This is a genomic window from Bacteroides sp. BFG-637 (assembly GCF_024793605.1).
GTDB classification, from domain to species: Bacteria; Bacteroidota; Bacteroidia; order Bacteroidales; family Bacteroidaceae; genus Bacteroides; species Bacteroides vicugnae.
In genome coordinates, this window is the sequence record NZ_JANUPD010000002.1 from 5,503,013 (window position 1) to 5,521,892 (window position 18,880).

Annotated in this window: 11 protein-coding genes and 3 pseudogenes; all 14 read left to right on the forward strand. The window is 42.9% G+C overall.

The window, feature by feature from the left end; genetic code table 11:
• The 14 genes and pseudogenes from NXX38_RS21630 (at window position 1) to NXX38_RS21700 (ending at window position 18,795) form a co-directional block, all read left to right on the forward strand.
• A complete protein-coding gene (locus NXX38_RS21630; RefSeq protein ID WP_004303848.1) occupies window positions 1–393 on the forward strand; it encodes an L-rhamnose mutarotase in 393 nt (130 codons plus the stop codon).
• 19 nt (window positions 394–412) lie between these two features.
• Window positions 413–1,723 (forward strand): L-fucose:H+ symporter permease, encoded by a 1,311-nt coding sequence (fucP, locus tag NXX38_RS21635; protein WP_195650485.1) that lies wholly within the window; start codon window positions 413–415, stop codon window positions 1,721–1,723.
• A 189-nt stretch (window positions 1,724–1,912) separates the two neighbouring features.
• Window positions 1,913–2,470: an RNA polymerase sigma-70 factor gene (locus NXX38_RS21640; protein WP_195650486.1), complete on the forward strand. Its 558-nt coding sequence runs from the start codon at window positions 1,913–1,915 to the stop codon at window positions 2,468–2,470.
• 56 nt (window positions 2,471–2,526) lie between these two features.
• The gene (locus NXX38_RS21645; RefSeq protein ID WP_195650487.1) at window positions 2,527–3,513 is read left to right on the forward strand and encodes a FecR family protein; all 987 of its coding nucleotides are present in this window, start codon (window positions 2,527–2,529) and stop codon (window positions 3,511–3,513) included.
• 196 nt (window positions 3,514–3,709) lie between these two features.
• Complete coding sequence (locus NXX38_RS21650; RefSeq protein WP_234133648.1) at window positions 3,710–7,060, forward strand: SusC/RagA family TonB-linked outer membrane protein; 3,351 nt, start codon at window positions 3,710–3,712, stop codon at window positions 7,058–7,060.
• A gap of 14 nt (window positions 7,061–7,074) precedes the next feature.
• Window positions 7,075–8,677 (forward strand): annotated as a pseudogene (locus NXX38_RS21655) (RagB/SusD family nutrient uptake outer membrane protein).
• 30 nt (window positions 8,678–8,707) lie between these two features.
• Entirely contained in the window at window positions 8,708–9,664 is a 957-nt protein-coding gene (locus NXX38_RS21660) for a glycoside hydrolase family 18 (protein WP_229128694.1), read from the forward strand.
• A gap of 95 nt (window positions 9,665–9,759) precedes the next feature.
• Window positions 9,760–11,382, forward strand: a complete 1,623-nt coding sequence (locus tag NXX38_RS21665) for a BT_3987 domain-containing protein (protein WP_229128695.1) — start codon at window positions 9,760–9,762, stop codon at window positions 11,380–11,382.
• Between the two features lie 143 nt (window positions 11,383–11,525).
• A complete protein-coding gene (locus tag NXX38_RS21670) occupies window positions 11,526–12,470 on the forward strand; it encodes a glycosyl hydrolase family 18 protein (RefSeq protein WP_195650491.1) in 945 nt (314 codons plus the stop codon).
• A 360-nt stretch (window positions 12,471–12,830) separates the two neighbouring features.
• Window positions 12,831–14,102 carry a DUF1735 and LamG domain-containing protein gene (locus NXX38_RS21675; protein WP_195650492.1) on the forward strand — a complete coding sequence of 424 codons (1,272 nt, stop codon included), beginning with the start codon at window positions 12,831–12,833 and terminating at the stop codon, window positions 14,100–14,102.
• Between the two features lie 441 nt (window positions 14,103–14,543).
• A pseudogene (locus tag NXX38_RS21680) lies at window positions 14,544–14,879 on the forward strand (AAA family ATPase); the annotation flags it as partial.
• A gap of 573 nt (window positions 14,880–15,452) precedes the next feature.
• The gene (locus NXX38_RS21685) at window positions 15,453–17,141 is read left to right on the forward strand and encodes a response regulator transcription factor (protein ID WP_258981099.1); all 1,689 of its coding nucleotides are present in this window, start codon (window positions 15,453–15,455) and stop codon (window positions 17,139–17,141) included.
• Window positions 17,142–17,315: 174 nt separating this feature from the next.
• Window positions 17,316–17,975, forward strand: a complete 660-nt coding sequence (locus NXX38_RS21690) for a DUF4840 domain-containing protein (RefSeq protein ID WP_258981101.1) — start codon at window positions 17,316–17,318, stop codon at window positions 17,973–17,975.
• Window positions 17,976–18,098: 123 nt separating this feature from the next.
• A pseudogene (locus NXX38_RS21700) lies at window positions 18,099–18,795 on the forward strand (DNA alkylation repair protein).
• Window positions 18,796–18,880: the final 85 nt, after the last annotated feature.

The following is an 18,880-nucleotide window of genomic DNA, read 5'->3' on the forward strand; positions in this document are numbered from 1 at the left end:
ATGGAAACATCCAAAACCGGTTATCAGGTTCAATCTTATGACGTTCCCGTCAAACGATATTGCCAAACCCTTGATTTACGCAATTCTCCGGAACTAATCGCCGAATATCGGAAAAGACATAGCCAAGCGGAAGCATGGCCGGAAATCCTTGCCGGTATCCGGGAAGTTGGCATCCTGGAAATGGAAATTTATATTCTGGGAACACGACTGTTTATGATTGTCGAAACTCCCCTTGATTTTGACTGGGACACAGCTATGGAACGCCTGAACACCCTTCCCCGCCAACAGGAGTGGGAAGAATATATGGCTATCTTCCAACAAGCCGCACCCGGAATGAGTTCCGCAGAGAAATGGAAACCGATGGAAAGAATGTTCCATTTGTATAATACTTAAAAAAATACCAGAAACAACCATGAAACACACCAAGCAGTCCATCCTTTCGAAAGATGGCATCAGTTATCTTATACCTTTTATTCTCATTACCTCCTGTTTTGCGTTATGGGGATTTGCCAATGACATTACCAATCCGATGGTAAAGGCATTCTCTAAAATCTTCCGGATGAGTGCCACCGATGGAGCATTGGTACAAGTTGCCTTCTATGGAGGGTACTTTGCAATGGCTTTTCCGGCTGCCATCTTCATCCGCAAATATTCCTACAAAGCAGGTGTTTTGTTAGGACTGGGTATGTATGCTTTCGGAGCATTCTTATTCTTCCCCGCCAAAATGACGGGTGAGTATTATCCGTTTCTGATTGCTTATTTCATTCTGACCTGCGGATTGTCTTTCCTCGAAACAAGCTGTAATCCGTATATCCTTTCCATGGGAACGGAAGAAACGGCTACCCGGCGTTTGAATCTTGCACAGTCTTTCAACCCGATGGGGTCGCTTCTCGGAATGTATGTAGCCATGCAGTTCATTCAAGCGAAATTGCATCCGATGTGTACCGAAGACCGCGCATTGCTTAACGACAGCGAATTTCAGGCGATCAAAGAGAGTGACCTTAGTGTCCTGATCGCTCCTTATCTCATCATCGGACTGGTTATCGTAGCGATGCTGCTATTGATACGATTCGTCAAAATGCCTAAAAACGGAGATCAGAATCACAAAATAGACTTCTTCCCTACACTCAAACGCATTTTCAAGGAAACACGTTATCGTGAAGGTGTGATAGCCCAGTTCTTTTATGTGGGAGCACAAATCATGTGCTGGACGTTCATCATTCAGTATGGAACACGACTGTTTATGTCACAAGGCATGGACGAAAAAAGTGCAGAAGTGTTATCACAACAATATAATATCGTGGCAATGGTTATTTTTTGTATCAGCCGCTTTATCTGTACCTTTATCCTGCGCTATCTCAATGCCGGAAAGTTACTGATGATTCTTGCTATCTTCGGAGGTATTTTTACATTAGGTACCATCTTCCTGCAGAATATCCTCGGTTTATATTGCCTTGTGGCAGTTTCAGCATGTATGTCGTTGATGTTCCCCACCATTTATGGCATCGCACTGAAAGGCATGGGAGACGACGCCAAGTTCGGAGCCGCCGGTCTCATCATGGCTATTCTGGGTGGTTCCATTCTCCCTCCGCTACAAGCAAGCATTATTGATCTGAAAGAAGTCGGCTGGTTGCCCGCTGTCAACGCTTCATTCGTTCTTCCGTTTATTTGCTTCCTTGTAATTATCGGCTATGGCTACCGTACAGTGAAAAGAAACTGGTAAAATACAGACTAAAAAATAGTGACGCTATCCCGATAAGATACCGTCACTATCCAACACTTATAGTGACACCATCCCACCCGGATAGCGTCACTATTTTATTTTCTTTTTTTATAAAGAATTCTTTTTTTCTTCGTATCTTAATTTATTTGTTTAAATTTGTCAATCAATTTCCAACAATTTGTTAATTCGATGACCGAAAGCCGAGATGACATACTCCTAGCACACGAATTTGAGACGATATTTACCGGATATTATTCAGCGGTGAAATATTTCGCCTTCATGCTACTAAAATCCGAAGCGGATGCGGAAGACATCACCCAAGATGTTTTCACCAAATTATGGACGCAACCTCAAATATGGTCGGATCGGGATAGCACAGAGATATCCAATTATATCTTTGCCATGACCAAACACATCACTATCAACTTCATCAAACATAAAAGAATAGTAGAAGAATATCAGGAAAGCGTGATCGAAAAAAGCCTCATCGAAGAACTTTTCCAAACAGATAACACACTCGAACCTATCTATTATAAAGAAGCAGAGCTATTGGTACGTCTGGTTCTGAGCCGTCTTCCGGAACGTCGTAGAGAAATCTTCGTACTAAGCCGTCTTAGAAATATGAGCAATCAAGAGATTGCCGAAAAACTGAATATTTCCGTCCGCACAGTAGAACATCAAATCTACCGAACCATGCTGGAATTAAAAAAGATTATTTTTATTGCATTTTTTTTCTATTTCGTGTAAGTAGTTCATCCGCTTCAAGTGTGCTATTTATATAACACCAATAATAAATAGCATAAATGAAAAATTATTTCCAGAAAATATTGACCTTATTCACTAGAAGCGAATATCCGAAATCTACTCAACAAGAATTTTACAGATGGTTGGTAGACAAAGAACATACTTCCGAAAAAGAAGATGCATTACTTACTCTCTGGCAGGAAGCTCTTCAACAAAAGATTGTATCTAATACACACCAATCATACGAGCAATTAAGAAAGAATGCGAATATTCCTTCCATACGGAAAGAACGCAGGATTCGTCCGGTTCATATCTGGCAGGCAGTCGCCGCCGTCTTTTTCCTTTTGGCAGCTTCTTCCATCTATCTCTCTACAATAGGAAAAGATGCAACCCCTGACTTGCTGCAACAATACATCCCGACAGCAGAAACACGGACTCTTATCCTGCCCGATGGAACCGAAGTGCAACTGAACTCACAAAGTACGCTCTTATATCCGCAGGAATTCACAGGCAAAGACCGTAGTGTATTTCTTCTTGGTGAAGCCAATTTCAAAGTCAAGCCTGACAAAAAACACCCGTTTATCGTCAAATCCAACGACTTTCAAGTTACAGCATTAGGTACAGAGTTTAATGTGTCAGCTTATCCGGAAAATGCGATAACCGCTGCAACCCTGATTTCGGGAAGCGTACTTGTGGAATATAATAATCTGAACTCACAAGTCATTTTAAGCCCTAACGAGCAATTGGCGTACAACAGGCATACACGCTTCCATTGTCTGAACAACCCCGACATGATGGATGTGACAGCCTGGCAACGTGGTGAGCTAGTATTCAGAGAAATGAATATCCAAGACATAATAACGATACTCGAACGCAAATATCCGTACACATTCGAGTACCAGCTCAAAAATATAAAAGAAGACAAATATAGTTTCCGGTTCAAAGAACAGGCCACATTATCAGAAGTGATGGACGTTATAGTAAATGTTGTCGGTCAAATGGACTATAAAATAAAAGGAAAACGCTGTTATTTGATTCCCAAGTAACAGATGACCTGAAAAAACAGCAAACAGTAAAAATATACAATATAGAACAAACCTTTTTAACCCTTTACAGACATGCAAAAAAGTATCCGGAACAGAGCCCGAACTCTATCCCGGATATGAAATCAAGATTCTCAATATTAGAGTTCTACTCTTAATTACCGTGAAATAAATTAGTTAATAACCTAATACTAAGAAAATGCTACAAATTTATGAATTTATAGTAAACCAAACAGCAAAGGGAAGAAGTTTTATTCTTTTTTTCTGCATGTTATTGATGCAGACCCCCTCCTTTGCGCAAAACAGTGCCAAAATTACCATTCAAAAGAAAAATATATCTATTATTGAGGCACTTAAAGAAGTTGAAAGACAATCCGACTTGTCTGTCGGATACAATGATTCCCAGTTGAAAGACAAGCCCGTCTTAAATCTTAACCTAAGAGCTGTCACATTAGAGAACGCCCTTTCACAAATCCTTAAAGGGAGCGGATTCACTTACCTGTTCAAGGGGAAATATATTATGATTATTCCGGACAACAAGCCTAAAGAAATTCCTGCAAAGAAAGTAACAGGAAAAGTCGTTGACGAGAGCAATGAACCTTTGATCGGAGTAAACATCAAGGTGGAAGGAAGTTCCGAAGGAGCTATCACCGATATAGATGGTAATTTCACAATTACCGCTTCTCCAGGCAGTACATTAAGTTTCACTTATATAGGATATGCATCTCAAAATGTGAAAATAACAGATAGAAACATCTATGACGTAAAATTACTGAGCGACACCAAGCAATTAAGTGAAGTAGTAGTAACAGCCCTCGGCATCAAGCGCGAACAGAAGGCATTAAGTTATAATGTACAGCAGGTAAAATCAGACGAATTAACTCAAATCAAAGACGCGAACTTCGTTAATAGCCTGAACGGTAAAGTAGCGGGTGTCACAATCAATTCAAGTTCATCCGGTGTGGGTGGTGCCAGTAAAGTGGTGATGCGTGGAACGAAGTCCATTGAGCAGAGCAGCAATGCACTGTATGTGATCGACGGTATCCCGATGTTTAATTTCGGCGGTGGTGGCGGTACGGAATTCGATTCAAAAGGTGCTACGGAAGGTATCGCCGACATCAATCCCGAAGACATCGAAAGCATTTCCGTACTGACAGGTGCGGCAGCGGCAGCCCTCTACGGTAGCAACGCAGCCAATGGAGCTATTGTTGTCACCACCAAAAAAGGAAAAGTAGGAAAGCTACAGGCAAGCGTGTCCACCGGCATCGACTGGATGAATCCATTCGTAATGCCTAAATTCCAGAATCGCTACGGAACAGGAAGCTATGGCAAAGCAAACGGCTCTACAACTCTCAGTTGGGGACCGAAGCTGAACGAAGCGAGCCGTATGGGGTACGAACCCACTGATTTTTTCGAGACGGGAGCAGTATATTCCAACTCCGTCAACTTGTCTGCCGGAACGGAAAAGAACCAGACCTTCTTCTCCGCAGCAGCGACTAATTCCGACGGAATGGTTCCCAACAATAGGTATAACAGATATAATTTTACTTTCCGCAACACGACCAGTTTCCTTAACGACAAGATGAAGCTCGATGTAGGAGCCAGTTACATCATCCAGAATGACCGCAACATGGTTAATCAGGGTGTATACTCCAACCCTTTGGTATCGACTTACCTGTTCCCTCGAAGCGATGACTTCTCATTGGTGAAGATTTTTGAACGCTGGAGCGACGCGCGCAAGATCAACTTACCTTACTGGCCACAGGGCGAAGGTAACCTCCGTATGCAGAATCCGTATTGGATTTCATACCGCAATCTCCACGAGAACAACAAGAAGCGTTATATGATGTCCGCCGGACTGACTTACGATGTACTGGATTGGCTGAACCTGTCGGGGCGTATCCGTATCGACAACTCCAATAATACATACGAGCAGAAACTTTATGCCGGAACCATCGCCACGCTGACCGACGGCAACCAGGGGCATTATACAATTGCTAAGAATGAAACGAGCCAAACGTACGCCGACTTTTTGGTGAATATCAACAAACGTATCAAAGACTTCACCCTCGTAGCCAACATCGGTACCAGTTTGAGCAACAATGCCAGCAGTACCTTTAGTTACGGTGGACCGATACAAGAGAACGGAATCCCGAACGTATTCAACGTGTTCGACCTCGACAATGTGAAAAAACGTGCCGTTCAGGAAGCGTGGAGAGACGTAACGTATTCCATCTTCGCCAACGTGGAAGTAGGTTGGAAAAGTATGCTCTACCTCACCCTGACAGGACGTAACGACTGGGCTTCACAAATTCACGGCACCACAGACCCTTCCTTCTTCTATCCATCGGTAGGTCTGTCGGCAGTAATCACCGAAATGGTGAAATTGCCCGAATGGGTCAGCTACCTGAAAGTGCGCGGTTCATACAGTTCTGTGGGTTCTCCTTACCCCCGCTACCTGACCATACCGACTTTTCCGTATGACGCCACACTGCAACAGTGGAAAGAGAAATCCATCTACCCCATCGGCACACTTTATCCCGAACGCACCAATTCTTGGGAAGTAGGCTTGGACGCAACGCTGTTCCGTGACTTCAAAATAAGCGCTTCCTTCTATTACGCCAACACGCACAACCAAACGTTCGACCCGCAGATTACGGTATCTTCCGGTTACGACAAGCTGTATGTGCAGACCGGTTCCGTGCGCAATGTGGGCGTGGAAGCTATGTTAGGCTATGCACACACTTGGAGCGGCTTCAACTGGGACACCAGCTTCACCATTTCCAGCAACCAGAACACGCTGACCGAACTGGTAAGAAACTACGTGCATCCCGAAACCGGAGAAATCATCAACAAAGACCGGCTTCCGCTGAAGACGTCTGACGGACGCGGATTGGCACAGGCTGAGTTCATCTTGAAAGAAGGTGGTTCGCTAGGCGACCTTTACACCCGCTCCGACGTGGTGCGCGACGACAAGGGAAAAGTCCAGATAGACGCCACCGGCAACGTCTCCAAAGTGGGTAACCTGAACGACATCAAACTGGGAAGCGTATTCCCGAAAGCTAATCTGGCATGGAACAACTCCTTCTCTTACAAAGGCATTAACGTGGGATTCCTTATTTCCGCCCGCATCGGTGGTATCGCATATTCAGCTACACAGGCCGCTATGGATGAGTACGGAGTTTCCGAAAGAACCGCTGCCGCCCGTGATGCCGGTGGAGTGCTCGTCAACGGCCGTACGATGGTAGACGCACAAAAGTGGTTTGAGGTCATCGCCGGTTCCAGCGGATTGCCACAGTACTATACATACAGCGCAACGAATGTCCGCCTTCAGGAAGCGCGCATCGGTTATACCATCCCCCGCCGCTGGATAGGCAACGTATGCGACATCAATGTATCACTTGTAGGCCGCAATCTTTGGATGATATACAATAAAGCGCCGTTCGACCCCGAAAGCGTAGCCTCTACCGGCAACTTCTACCAGGGTATCGACTACTTCATGATGCCGAGCAGCCGCAACATCGGGTTCAACATTAAGCTTAACTTCTAAAAACGATGAATAGCATGAAATACATAAAACAGTTCAATCTGACAATGATATCAATTGCCACGCTGCTTATTTTTAGTAGTTGCATGGACAATGATATCAATCGAAACCCTTTTTGAAACCACTGAGGAAGAGATGGGGAGAGACAACTATAACGTAGGTTCCAAATTAAAAACACTTGAAGGTCAGGTGATCCCCACGCAGGAACATTTGTATCAATTTATGGAAGCCATGTGCGGTGGTGCTTATGGTGGATATTTTAGTGACACGCACACCGGATGGATTGAAAAATTTTCAACATATAATCCCAAGTCGGATTGGTTGGAAGGAGCCTTTTCCACCATCTTCACCAACACCTATCCTAACTACCGCAATCTGATGAAACTGAATGACGTGCCCGTTCCGCAAGCCATCGCCAAAGTGCTGCGAGTGGCGATCATGCAACGCACTACCGACATGTTCGGACCCATCCCCTACAGCAAGATAGTGGTGGAAGGAGAAGCCGCTGCATTGAGTGCTCCCTACGACTCGCAGGATGTTATCTACAAGCAGATGTTCAAGGAACTGGATGAAGCCGACCAAGCATTTGAGGACAACCTCACACTCGACCCCGATGCCCTGAAGAAGCTTGACGACGTCTATTACGGAAACGTGGAGCAATGGCGCAAATACCTCCATTCTCTGCAACTTCGCATGGCGATGCGTCTCTGCTACGTGCCAGAGATGAAAGAAGAAGTGCAACGGATAGCCGAAGCGGCAGTGAAGGCGGGTGTGATTACTGACAATGCCGACAACGCCCTATTTCACGTAGCCGAAAACCGTTCTGCCCTCTGTTTCAACACTTGGAACGACTATCGGATTGGTGCCGACATTCTATGCTACATGAACGGTTATCAGGATTCTCGCCGCGAAAAATACTTCACCATGGGTAAAGGCAACGGCAAAACAGACGGCACCGCCGGCAGTAAAGAAGGCTATTACGGTATCCGCATCGGCACACTACCGACAGGCGTGACCGACGACCAACTGAAAAGCGTCTACTCCAACCGCCTCATGACCGCCACCGACCCTTACACCTGGATGACCGCCGCCGAAGTGGCATTCCTCCGTGCCGAAGGCGCATTGCGGGGATGGGCAATGGGTGGAGAGGCCAAAGACCTCTATGAGCAAGGCATAGCCCTCTCCTTTGCCCAACACGGAGCATCGGGAGCCGAAGCTTACGCTGCCGACAACAGCATGATGCCAGCAGCCTATGCCGATCCGCTGGGCAAATACGACACCAGTGCCCCATCCAACATCAAAATCGCGTGGAACACGGACAGCAAGGAAGATCATTTTGAAGAAAACCTCGAACGCATCATCACCCAGAAGTGGATTGCCATTTACCCGCTGGGCATCGAAGCATGGAGTGAACGCCGCCGCACGGGTTATCCCAAAATGCTCCCCATCGTTGACAATAAGAGCTCATATTCCGAACTTACTAACATCGGAATACGTCGCCTGCAATACCCTGCCAGTGAATACAGCCTCAACGGAGGACACGTGGAAGAAGCCGCACAGATGCTGGGAGGAGACCAAATAAATATTCGCCTCTGGTGGGATTGCAAACCGAATAATTAATAAAAGTAAAACCTTGAAAAACAAAAAGATATGAAACACAGCTATTTGAGATCCAATTTAATGGCTTGTCTCCTGACAATCGCAATAGCCGGAGGATATCTGTTTACGTCTTGTGAAGACTGGACAGATCCGGAAGAGGTGGACTACACCATCCAAGGCCCGGACAAGCAAAATCCCGAACTCTGGGCACGTTATATGGAATCGCTTCGCATCTACAAGCTCGAACGCGAACACTACATCACATACGCGAGCTTCAACAACGGCGTTGAGCCTTCAAAGAACGAAGGCAACTATCTCCGTTCCCTGCCCGATTCACTGGACTTTGTTACGTTGGCAAACTCTGAGAACATCACCGCTGCCGACCGTGAGGATATCCCCGGACTACAAGAGAAAAGTACCCGCGTGCTCTACCACGTAGATTATGCCAAGAAAATGACGGAACTTCCCGATGACGCCGCTTTGGGCGCATGGTTGGACAAAGCGGTAGCCACTGTTGCAGAGTTAAACATGGATGGTTTCGCTTTCAGCGGCATACCACTTTATGGTGGTACGGATACTGAACAGGCTGCACGCAAAGCGTCCGCACGGTTAATTGTCTCCAAACTATCCGCCACAGGAAAAGCACTCGTTTTTGAAGGGGATCCCACCTTTGTAGACGCTGCCGACATGGAGAAACTGAACTACGTAGTGCTCAACACCGCCGACATAGAGAGAGCCGTGGCATTGAAACTGCTTGTGGCAAATACACTGGAGACGCATACAACGCTATCAAAAAAGCAACTGATACTAGCCACCAAGATGAACGGCAAGTTAGCGGACGAAAACGGAACATGGCATAACGCCGTGCTCGAAATACCTAACCGTGTAGTTGGCTTGGGTCCTTTGGGAGGAATGGCAATATACTCCATAGGTGAAGATTATTATCAACCTGAAAAGAATTACCATACTTGCCGGACGGCTATACAGACGATGAATCCATCCATGTAGACGAAAGTAAGAGGATGGAAATTATGGAATATTAGTTTGCAGGAAACCGAAACTAATGATAAAAAACAATGCATAAATACTATAAAATCAATCTTATGAATAACTCATTCAAATACTTCGCCCTTTCCATGTTGTTGGTAGCATTGACGGGATGCACCGCAGGAGATATCACACAAATCGGAGGTGTGCTGCCTGACGAAACACCTATGAATAGCATGGGAGGACAGCTATACAGTGGAAAGACTCTTTCCCACATGATTACCGTGGGCATGTATGAAGACGATGGCGCAGCCACCGAAGAAATAGTTTACGCACTAACCAAGCCCGCTACAACGACCGTTACAGTAAAAGTTGTTCCATCACCGGAACTCGTAGCGAAATACAACAGTGACAACAGCACCGAAATGAAAGAATTTCCTGTCACCAATGTGACCTTTGAGGACGGCGGTTCACTCACCATACCCACTGGAAAGAAAGTATCCGAAAATATTAGTGTCACCCTTTCTCCCGAAGGACTGGAAGCTGGAACGCTCTACCTGTTGGCAATTACGCTCGAACGGGACTTTGCAGGTATAGAAGTGCAAGCTGCCAAACAAGTGATTTATTACAGAATAAGCTTCCGGGAAAAGATAACGACATGCACACCTGGCTACGAACCAATACCAATCCCACCGATGATGCCCGGTCTGACTTCAGTATTTTATGTAAATACAGAAACGTATCAGCCTTTGATCGCCAACGCATGGAGTGTCAAAGCGGAAGGTTCAACCATGCCTGCACCAATATATAACATGGGGAATATTGTAAACCTCAAAAAAGCAACAATAGACTATGACGCTACCAGTGGACGTGCTTTGTTCAGCTTGGGTAGCGACCTGTCTTACGTATTGGAACATAGAGATAAATACATCCGCCATCTCCAGGAGTATGACCACAAAGTATGCATTTGTATTGAAAATGGTGGCAAAGGAATAGGCTTTTGCAGCATGACCAACACACAGATAACCGATTTCGTCAGTCAAGTGAAAGCTACGGTAAATCGTTATCAACTAGATGGCGTAAACCTATTGGATGATGACAGTAAATACGGCAAAGCAGGAACACCGGCAATGAACACCACTTCATACCCCATGCTGATCAAGACATTGCGTGAAGCCTTACCCGGCAAATTGCTCACATTGGTAGATAAAGGAGACGCTACGGAATATTTCTACGACATCAACAAATGTGGAGGCATCGAAGTAGGCAAACACATTGATTATGCATGGCACGGCTACGTTTCGCCAACGGAAGACTTGCAAGCCATCACTCCCAACCCGGAAGGTACACAGGTTTATAGTAAATACACGCGAAAACCCATTGCCGGATTGGATGAAAAATGTTACGGTAGTGTAAATGTACCTCTGTATTCTAGCACTGATATAAAACATAGAGACCAGGCAGCAGAGACAATAGCTAAATGGAAATCCGCAGGATATAAAAAAAGCAATATTATAGTTTATGGAAATGATCTCATCGGTAATGAGTATGGTGGCTATGAAACAGCAGTTGGTATAATGTTAGGCACATATAGCCTTCTTCCATTCATGGATGACGGTGATAGTTGGGATTTTAATAGAGACGAAGTAATATGGGGAGATGTATTGTATGATGGAAAAGCTTTGGACAATAGGATAAATGGAGGTCCTGAAAACAATCCTTATAGGAAAGACTGGTAAATAAAGATCAATCATAATCTGACCAAAAGAAACCAAGATAAAAAATGATAATCAGATAATAAGAATTAAAAGAAAAAAGGAGGTGTTTATATGTGAAAAAATTCCCATTCACAATTAGTTATTAACTTTTAAATCAAAAAATCATGAAGAATTTATTTTTTACTCTAGTTACATTAATTATGGTATTGTTCGTTACAAGTTGCAGCAACAATGAAGACTTGGTAGTAGCATCTCAAGATGCCCAGCCGGTAGCGACCCGTGGTGTATCCGTTAAAACACCGAAACTGACAACGTATATCGAGACAAACGATATCAATCCGTTAAATATGGGTGAATACTACTTCACCGGTACAGAAGCGGACAAAGACTATGTAGTGGATCACGTGATATTGTTCGCATCGAACATTCGCGGCACAGTTTCGACTGTAGAGTTATATCACAACCCGAATCAGACTTACATTCTGAACAACAGAAATACATTGGTGAAACCATTGCAGGACAAGGGTATCAAAGTATTGCTCGGTTTGCTGGGTGATCATACAGGTGTGGGATTTGCTAATCTAACCAGTGCGCAAATAACTTCATTCGCTAACCAAGTGGCTGATTGTATTGAAGTTAATGGACTTGATGGTGTAGACTTTGATGACGAATATGCTGAATACGGAAAAATATCAGGTACCCCGTCACCCAGCGGTACTAACTTCAGTTCGTTGATTACAGCCTTACGCGCGAATCCGAAAATGTCTGGTAAGTTAATTACTGCTTTCCATTACGGCTATGCCCAATATTTCAATCAGAATGCTCTGAACGCTATGAATTATATGTGGCCTAACTTCGGTTACGGATATGGTGCTCCTTCCGGATTTTCAAACAGCAAATGGGCAAGTATGTCAATACAATACACCGACGGTTATCCTAGTGCAAGACAAATCCAAAGTGCTGCGCAAAACTATGGCGATTATGGTGCAATCATGATGTTTAATGTACGTAATTATGATGCTTCCGGAACAATGAACAATTTTGCTTCACGAGTATGGGGTGGAAAAACAGTTAGCTATACCGGTACTTCATATCCTAAAAACTACTAGTAGGGTCATGGCCTTCATAGCTAAATTTTTTGCAACGGCTGCTGAAAAGTAAGCATTGCGCTAAACAAAGCAAATTAAAAAAAGAAAAGACCGGGAGTGTCCGCACGAAAGTAGACTGTTCCGAAAGCTATGCTTCCACAAGCAGCACTCCCGGCTTCTCTCATTTCGAAACCAGAGCCAGCAGCTATGAACAACGCTAATCCTTATAACAATGCTCCCCCGTAAAAAGAAGCATCAGCAACGTCCCCCCCCATCGGCAACACCCGACGGACGGACGCTAACAAAAACAGAATATCAACGAAGAAATTCGAAACAACATATATCTATCAATCCCGTAAAGAAACAAAAAATTCAAATGCCATGAAAACAACAAAAATCTTCCGAAGCATCCTATGCACAGCCTCTCTCTCAAGCCTCACCGCAGCTATGCTACTGTCACTAGCCGCCTGCGACAACAAGGACTATAGCAACGCCTCCCCATTCGACAGCGTAGTCTACCTCGATGTCGCCCAACAGAAGGACGTGACGAGCTTCACCTTCAACCGCCTCATCGAAACCGGTCAACAAACAATCGCCGCTCAGCTCTCACAGCCGACGGGAAGCGACGTCAACGTCAGCATTAAAGTAGATCCTACCTTGGTAAACACCTACAACGCCCGCCTGGAAACAGACTACACCCTGCTCGACCCCAAATACTACACTCTCTCCACCGAGCAAGCCGTTATTCCGCAAGGTAAAACCATCTCAGCGCCTGTCACCATTGACTTCGACGCCCTCACCGAACTCACTATCGACGCCGGCTATCTACTCCCCGTCACCATCAGTCAGGCAACAGGAGGAATCGGCATTCTCGACGGTTCGAAAACCATCTGCTATATCATCCGACGTTCCAGTGCCATCACCACCGCTGTCAATTTGAAAGATAATTACTTCGAAGTGCCCGGCTTCGACAAAAACAGCCCCACTGCCGACATCGTCAACGATCTGAAGCAACTCACCTACGAAGCCATCATTCGTGTGAATGACTTCAAATACGGCGCCAAAACGAAAAACATCTGTACCATCATGGGCATTGAGCAATATTGTCTGTTGCGCCTTGGCGATACAGGATTCCCCTTACAACAACTACAATTCGCCGCCAACGAAAACAAAATACCCAACGCTGACAACAGTAAACTACTACTTCCCAATGAATGGTACCACGTAGCCGTAGTTTATGACACTGAAGCGCGTACCGCCTCCATCTACCTTGATGGACGTGAACAAAGCCGCGCCGAAGACTACGGAAACGGCTTACCCATCAACCTCGGTATGCAAGAGCGTGGTAAACAATTCATGTTCAAAATAGGCCACTCTTATGGTGAGCCTGACGACATGAGTCGACAACTTGATGGCGAAATCTGCGAAGTACGCATATGGAACACAGCCCGCACGCAAGAGGAAATCTACAAAAACATGTATAATATAGAAGACCCAGAAAATGCCCCGGGTCTATGCGCCTACTGGAAGTTCAACGAAGGCGAAGGCGATATAGCCAAAGATTTCTCCGGCCACGGGAATGATGCAAAAGCCCATAATAAAGCAGTATTGTGGCCTGCAGGTATCGAGGTGACTCAGAAAAATAAAGAATAACCAAGTAGGAAGATTCCGGACACTGTTCTATTACAGAACAGTGTCCGGTCTTCCCCTATTCAAACAATTATCCTTCGGAAGCTACTAACTCTTCCAATGCTCATAGAATTAACTGGAGGGAAAGTTTCGAGCAAAAATAAGAGTAGTAGCAACCGAAATTTCTTAAACTTTAAATGCTGCCACATTTTATCAGAAGAGAACTGCACTTTTTACGACATGACTTATCAGATAATAAAACAACAATGAAATTACACTTGTGCATTTATATGGACAGACTTATGCAATAAGCCTGATTCAGTTATGCATCCCTACAGTTACCCAACAGCAAGATTAAAACATCCATATAAAATAGCTAACAGGAAGCCTGAATTTATTATTACTAATGTTCATTACGTAATATACAAATGTTTGTTACCTTTGTATATAGTACTGTTATATTGAATATGTAGTGCCCTTTCCAAGTCACGTTTCGGCGATTATTGGTTTGCCAGCGGAACACCAACATTCTTGATAGAAATACTTAAAAAGAAGGACTTCGACTTTCGCCAACTGGATGGCATTGAAGTCTCTTCCGCCTCATTGAGTGATAACAGAGCGAACATCAGTAATCCTGTTCCGATGATTTATCAAAGCGGCTACTTAGCGATAAAGTCATACGACCAACGTTTTCATACCTATATGTTGAGATTCGACAACGAAGAAGTGAAATATGGTTTTCTCAACTTCGCCGCACCTTTCTATAGTCCTGCCCCATCTAATGATACAACTTTTTATATGAGTTGAATACGAAAACGGAACCTTACTCTGTCGACGACAGACAGTTGGTTAAAAAATCACAATTATAATTCACCATCTTTCACAACAAACACACCAAACGACAATAAACTATCATCCAATATTCATATCATCATCCACTTGTTACAACTTATCATTATTTTTACTTCGCAGGAATAAATCGTACTTCCTTTCTATCTTTATATGAGAAAATCCAAAGTGGTACTTATCGGGATATGTATCGATAGTACCGAATATGCAATACGTTCCCCCCCTCATCAGTATTACCACACGGTAAATAAAAACATTCAATAAACAAAAATAGATCTATTTATCATTGTTGCCAGGAGGAAATCCACCATTTCTCAAAGAATGATTCAAATTGTTAGGATTCAAGCTCCTCATATAAATTTTACTTTCAACTATCACCTCTCAAAATATAAATCCATAAATATTTATATTTTGAGTTTATGAATACATAACTGTGAAATTATAGTTACAGTGAATTTACTCTTTTATCTCAAACGTAGGAAATAGGTGTATCCCATCTAAGTGGCACCATTAAAACAAATTAAAATGAAATACTCAATAACAACATCACCTCTCGTTCCCGTTGTCATAACTATACTTCTTATTTATCAATTATACCTTGTCCCACTGCTTATTGCAGGCGGAATTTCAATTTATTGGATTTGGTCTTTCATATTTATACAAAAAGAAAAGAATTTATTAAAAGAAGGGATTCAATATTTAATGGACTCCTTCGGGAATATTCGTACCCCGATCACATCGATTCATACTCCATTAAAAACAATATACAATGATCATTGTCCCGAAAATGCCAAAACGGAGTTATTACTGGCAATCCGAAAGATCGATTGTCTCAACGAACATTTAACCGGACTGATGAATTTGAAACAGTTATTCACCCATTCCGGAAGTGTGGATATTGCAGAATATGAACTCGGAAAGTTTATCAGGAACAAAGTCGACTCTTTAAGAGAACATGCCATCAACAATCAAATAAAACTGGAAATAAAGACAGAATTCAAGTATGCCAGTACTTGGTTCGACCAAAGTAAGGTATCTCCAATCATTGATAAATTCATAAGAAACGCCATAGACCACGCCGGACAAAAGCAAACAATTATCTTGGCTATTTCTATAAACCCTCAACACTGGCAAATTAGAATAACCGGTTACAAAAGCAGGAGATTGACCCAATGTTACACATACAAAAAGCTTCAATTACTCAAACGGGGAGAAGAACTTGAATATAGTTTCGATAAAAGTATATTTTATAAGAAACTGTTAAGACTGTGCAACGGCAAGATTCTCATCAATCACTCCCAACAGAGTGTTTTACTAAGATTTCCATTAAAATATACACATAAAAATATGTCCGAATATACTCCCATACAGTTCACAGTCAATCAGGAAGAAAAAAAGATTGACTCTCTGTTCTGTAAAGAGACTCATAAAAGAAAGTCAGCCAAGCCTACAGTACTCCTTGCTGACAGTAATGCAGACTTCAGGTCTTATCTGGAAACACGCTTATCCGAACACTTCATTGTAAAAAGCTTCGACAACGGTCTGGAGGCCCTGAAATACATCAGAGAAGAATACCCGGACATCGTGATTTGTGACATGATGTTGCATGGGATGTATGGAAACGAACTCTCTTCAAGACTAAAAACGTCCGGAGAGACCTCTATTATACCTATTATCCTTTACGGTTCATATCTGGACGGCAAACAACAAAACACCAGAGAGGCCTCGCTGGCCGATGTCTTTTTACATACTCCTTTTCATGTAGAAGATTTAAAAATAGAAATAAACGTTCTAATCAAAAATAGTCGTTTCCTTAGAAAATCATTCCTACAAAAAATATTCGGGGAACAATTCTTAAAGATAAAAGAGAACGAAAACCTGAATGAAGATAATTACGTATTCATCGATCGTGTGAAAGACTATATTCTAAAAAATATAGATCAGGAAAACCTGACTATTGATGAAGTCGCGTCCGAACTATATATGAGTAGAACTACTTTCTTCAATAAATGGAAATCGCTGACAGGAGAAGCACCTAAATTTTTTATATTCCGAATTCGAATGGAAAAAGCCCGTGAACTATTAGAAAGCGGAAAATACTCTGTAAATGTGGTTCCGGAAATGATAGGATTAAAGAATCTAAAAAACTTCCGACATAAATACAAAGAATATTTCGGAATAACACCAAGCGAATCTATTATAAAAAAACAATAGTATACGAAGTCTGCTATCTGTTGCAAAGGTCCTGATGAACGGGACCTCTGCAACAGCATTCCTGCAAAAAAACATTTTGTTTTTATTTCCATACGCAGTATTTCACAAATACCGGCATTTACTCTATGTACGTACACCTTAATTTTGAAAATTAATAATCTAATTTTAAACAGTATGAAAATTTTAACTGAATATAAAAAAACTCGTTGTTTTAATCGCTTTGTTCTCCTTGTAGTATTGCCAGGCCTGATAAGCACTTTCACTGCATGCAGCAATGATGACGATTCAGATATTCCCGTATATTCACTTAAAGATGTGGATGGAAACTATTCCGGTAAGATGTTGACAGAAACCGCTCCATCCGTCAATCCACAAAACTACTCCTCCAAAGAAGAACAACCGCAAGGAGCCACAGTTACCGCTGAAGTAAAAGACAATCAAATTATGATTAAAAAACTTCCGGTTGACGATTTGATCAGAAGTATCGTCGGTGAAGAAGCTGCCGAAGTTATCATTGAGAATCTGGACGATATCAATTACAACATTCCTTATACTGCCGCCTTTAATGATGATGGCAAAGGCTCCATTCTACTTCAATTGAAACCTGAACCTTTGGAAATAAAATATACGCCCCCGACTCAAGTAAAAGCGGATGGAGAAGAAGATCCTCAAATTACTGTAAAAGTAACCATAGAAGCAGAAGAACAGGGTCAATATACATATAAAGATAAAAAACTTACCTTTGTGATCAAAGCAACCCAGGTGGAAGTAGAAGGAGTGCCGTTGAAAGACTTCCCGATTACCACATTCAGTTTCGACATGGTCAAGAAGTAACCGATCGGACAAGCTTTCCCAAAGTATTTTCATTATGATGGGAATTGTCTCAAAAAAGAGTATGCCTGCCACAGTACGCATACTCTTTTTTATACCTTTGTGAAATAACCAACGATATGAAAAATGACTATAACTGAAAACATCCGGAAAGAATTACAGGCGTTAGTAGATTCCCAATATCAGGAATTTCACTCTTCCCTCCTCCCGGGAGCTAACAACATTCTCGGCGTACGCATCCCCCAACTGCGAACAATGGCCAAAGAAATTATAAAGAAAGAAAGAAGACTGGCGCACATTTGTCGAATCAACCGAGACTAACTATTATGAAGAAACAATGCTTCAGGGAATGATTATCGGACTAGCAAAAATGGAACTTGAAGAACAAATGAAATACGTAACGATGTTCATTCCCCGCATAGATAATTGGGCTGTATGCGACATATTCTGCAGTGAACTGAAAACTGCCGTGAAAAAAGGAAAAGAAAACGTATGGCAATTTATCCAACCCTATCTGAAATCCTCTAAAGAATTTGAAATACGTTTCGGAATTGTGATGCTTTTCCATTATGTAGATGACGCACATATTGATTCGTTACTGAAATATGCCGACTCATTCAATCACGATGCCTATTATGCACGCATGGCTATGGCATGGATGATATCACTGTGTTTTATCAAATTTTCCCAAAAGACAATGGAGTATCTGAAACATAGCGCATTGGATAACTGGACTTACAACAAGGCACTGCAAAAAACAATCGAGTCATTCCGGGTAGATAAGGATACCAAGGACATTCTCCGGAAAATGAAAAGACGATAAAAACAAAGCACGGTAAACATCCTGCCATCAGCATTCCGTTCACCGTGCTTCTTATTCCTTTCTGTAGATACCGCTTTTATTTTTG

Bases quoted from the DNA above. Each gene is read 5' to 3' on its own strand.
- NXX38_RS21630 (WP_004303848.1), top strand. From the start codon at position 1: ATGGAAACATCCAAAACCGGTTATCAGGTTCAATCTTATGACGTTCCC.
- fucP (WP_195650485.1), top strand. From the start codon at position 413: ATGAAACACACCAAGCAGTCCATCCTTTCGAAAGATGGCATCAGTTAT.
- NXX38_RS21640 (WP_195650486.1), top strand. From the start codon at position 1,913: ATGACCGAAAGCCGAGATGACATACTCCTAGCACACGAATTTGAGACG.
- NXX38_RS21645 (WP_195650487.1), top strand. From the start codon at position 2,527: ATGAAAAATTATTTCCAGAAAATATTGACCTTATTCACTAGAAGCGAA.
- NXX38_RS21650 (WP_234133648.1), top strand. From the start codon at position 3,710: ATGCTACAAATTTATGAATTTATAGTAAACCAAACAGCAAAGGGAAGA.
- NXX38_RS21660 (WP_229128694.1), top strand. From the start codon at position 8,708: ATGAAACACAGCTATTTGAGATCCAATTTAATGGCTTGTCTCCTGACA.
- NXX38_RS21665 (WP_229128695.1), top strand. From the start codon at position 9,760: ATGAATAACTCATTCAAATACTTCGCCCTTTCCATGTTGTTGGTAGCA.
- NXX38_RS21670 (WP_195650491.1), top strand. From the start codon at position 11,526: ATGAAGAATTTATTTTTTACTCTAGTTACATTAATTATGGTATTGTTC.
- NXX38_RS21675 (WP_195650492.1), top strand. From the start codon at position 12,831: ATGAAAACAACAAAAATCTTCCGAAGCATCCTATGCACAGCCTCTCTC.
- NXX38_RS21685 (WP_258981099.1), top strand. From the start codon at position 15,453: ATGAAATACTCAATAACAACATCACCTCTCGTTCCCGTTGTCATAACT.
- NXX38_RS21690 (WP_258981101.1), top strand. From the start codon at position 17,316: ATGAAAATTTTAACTGAATATAAAAAAACTCGTTGTTTTAATCGCTTT.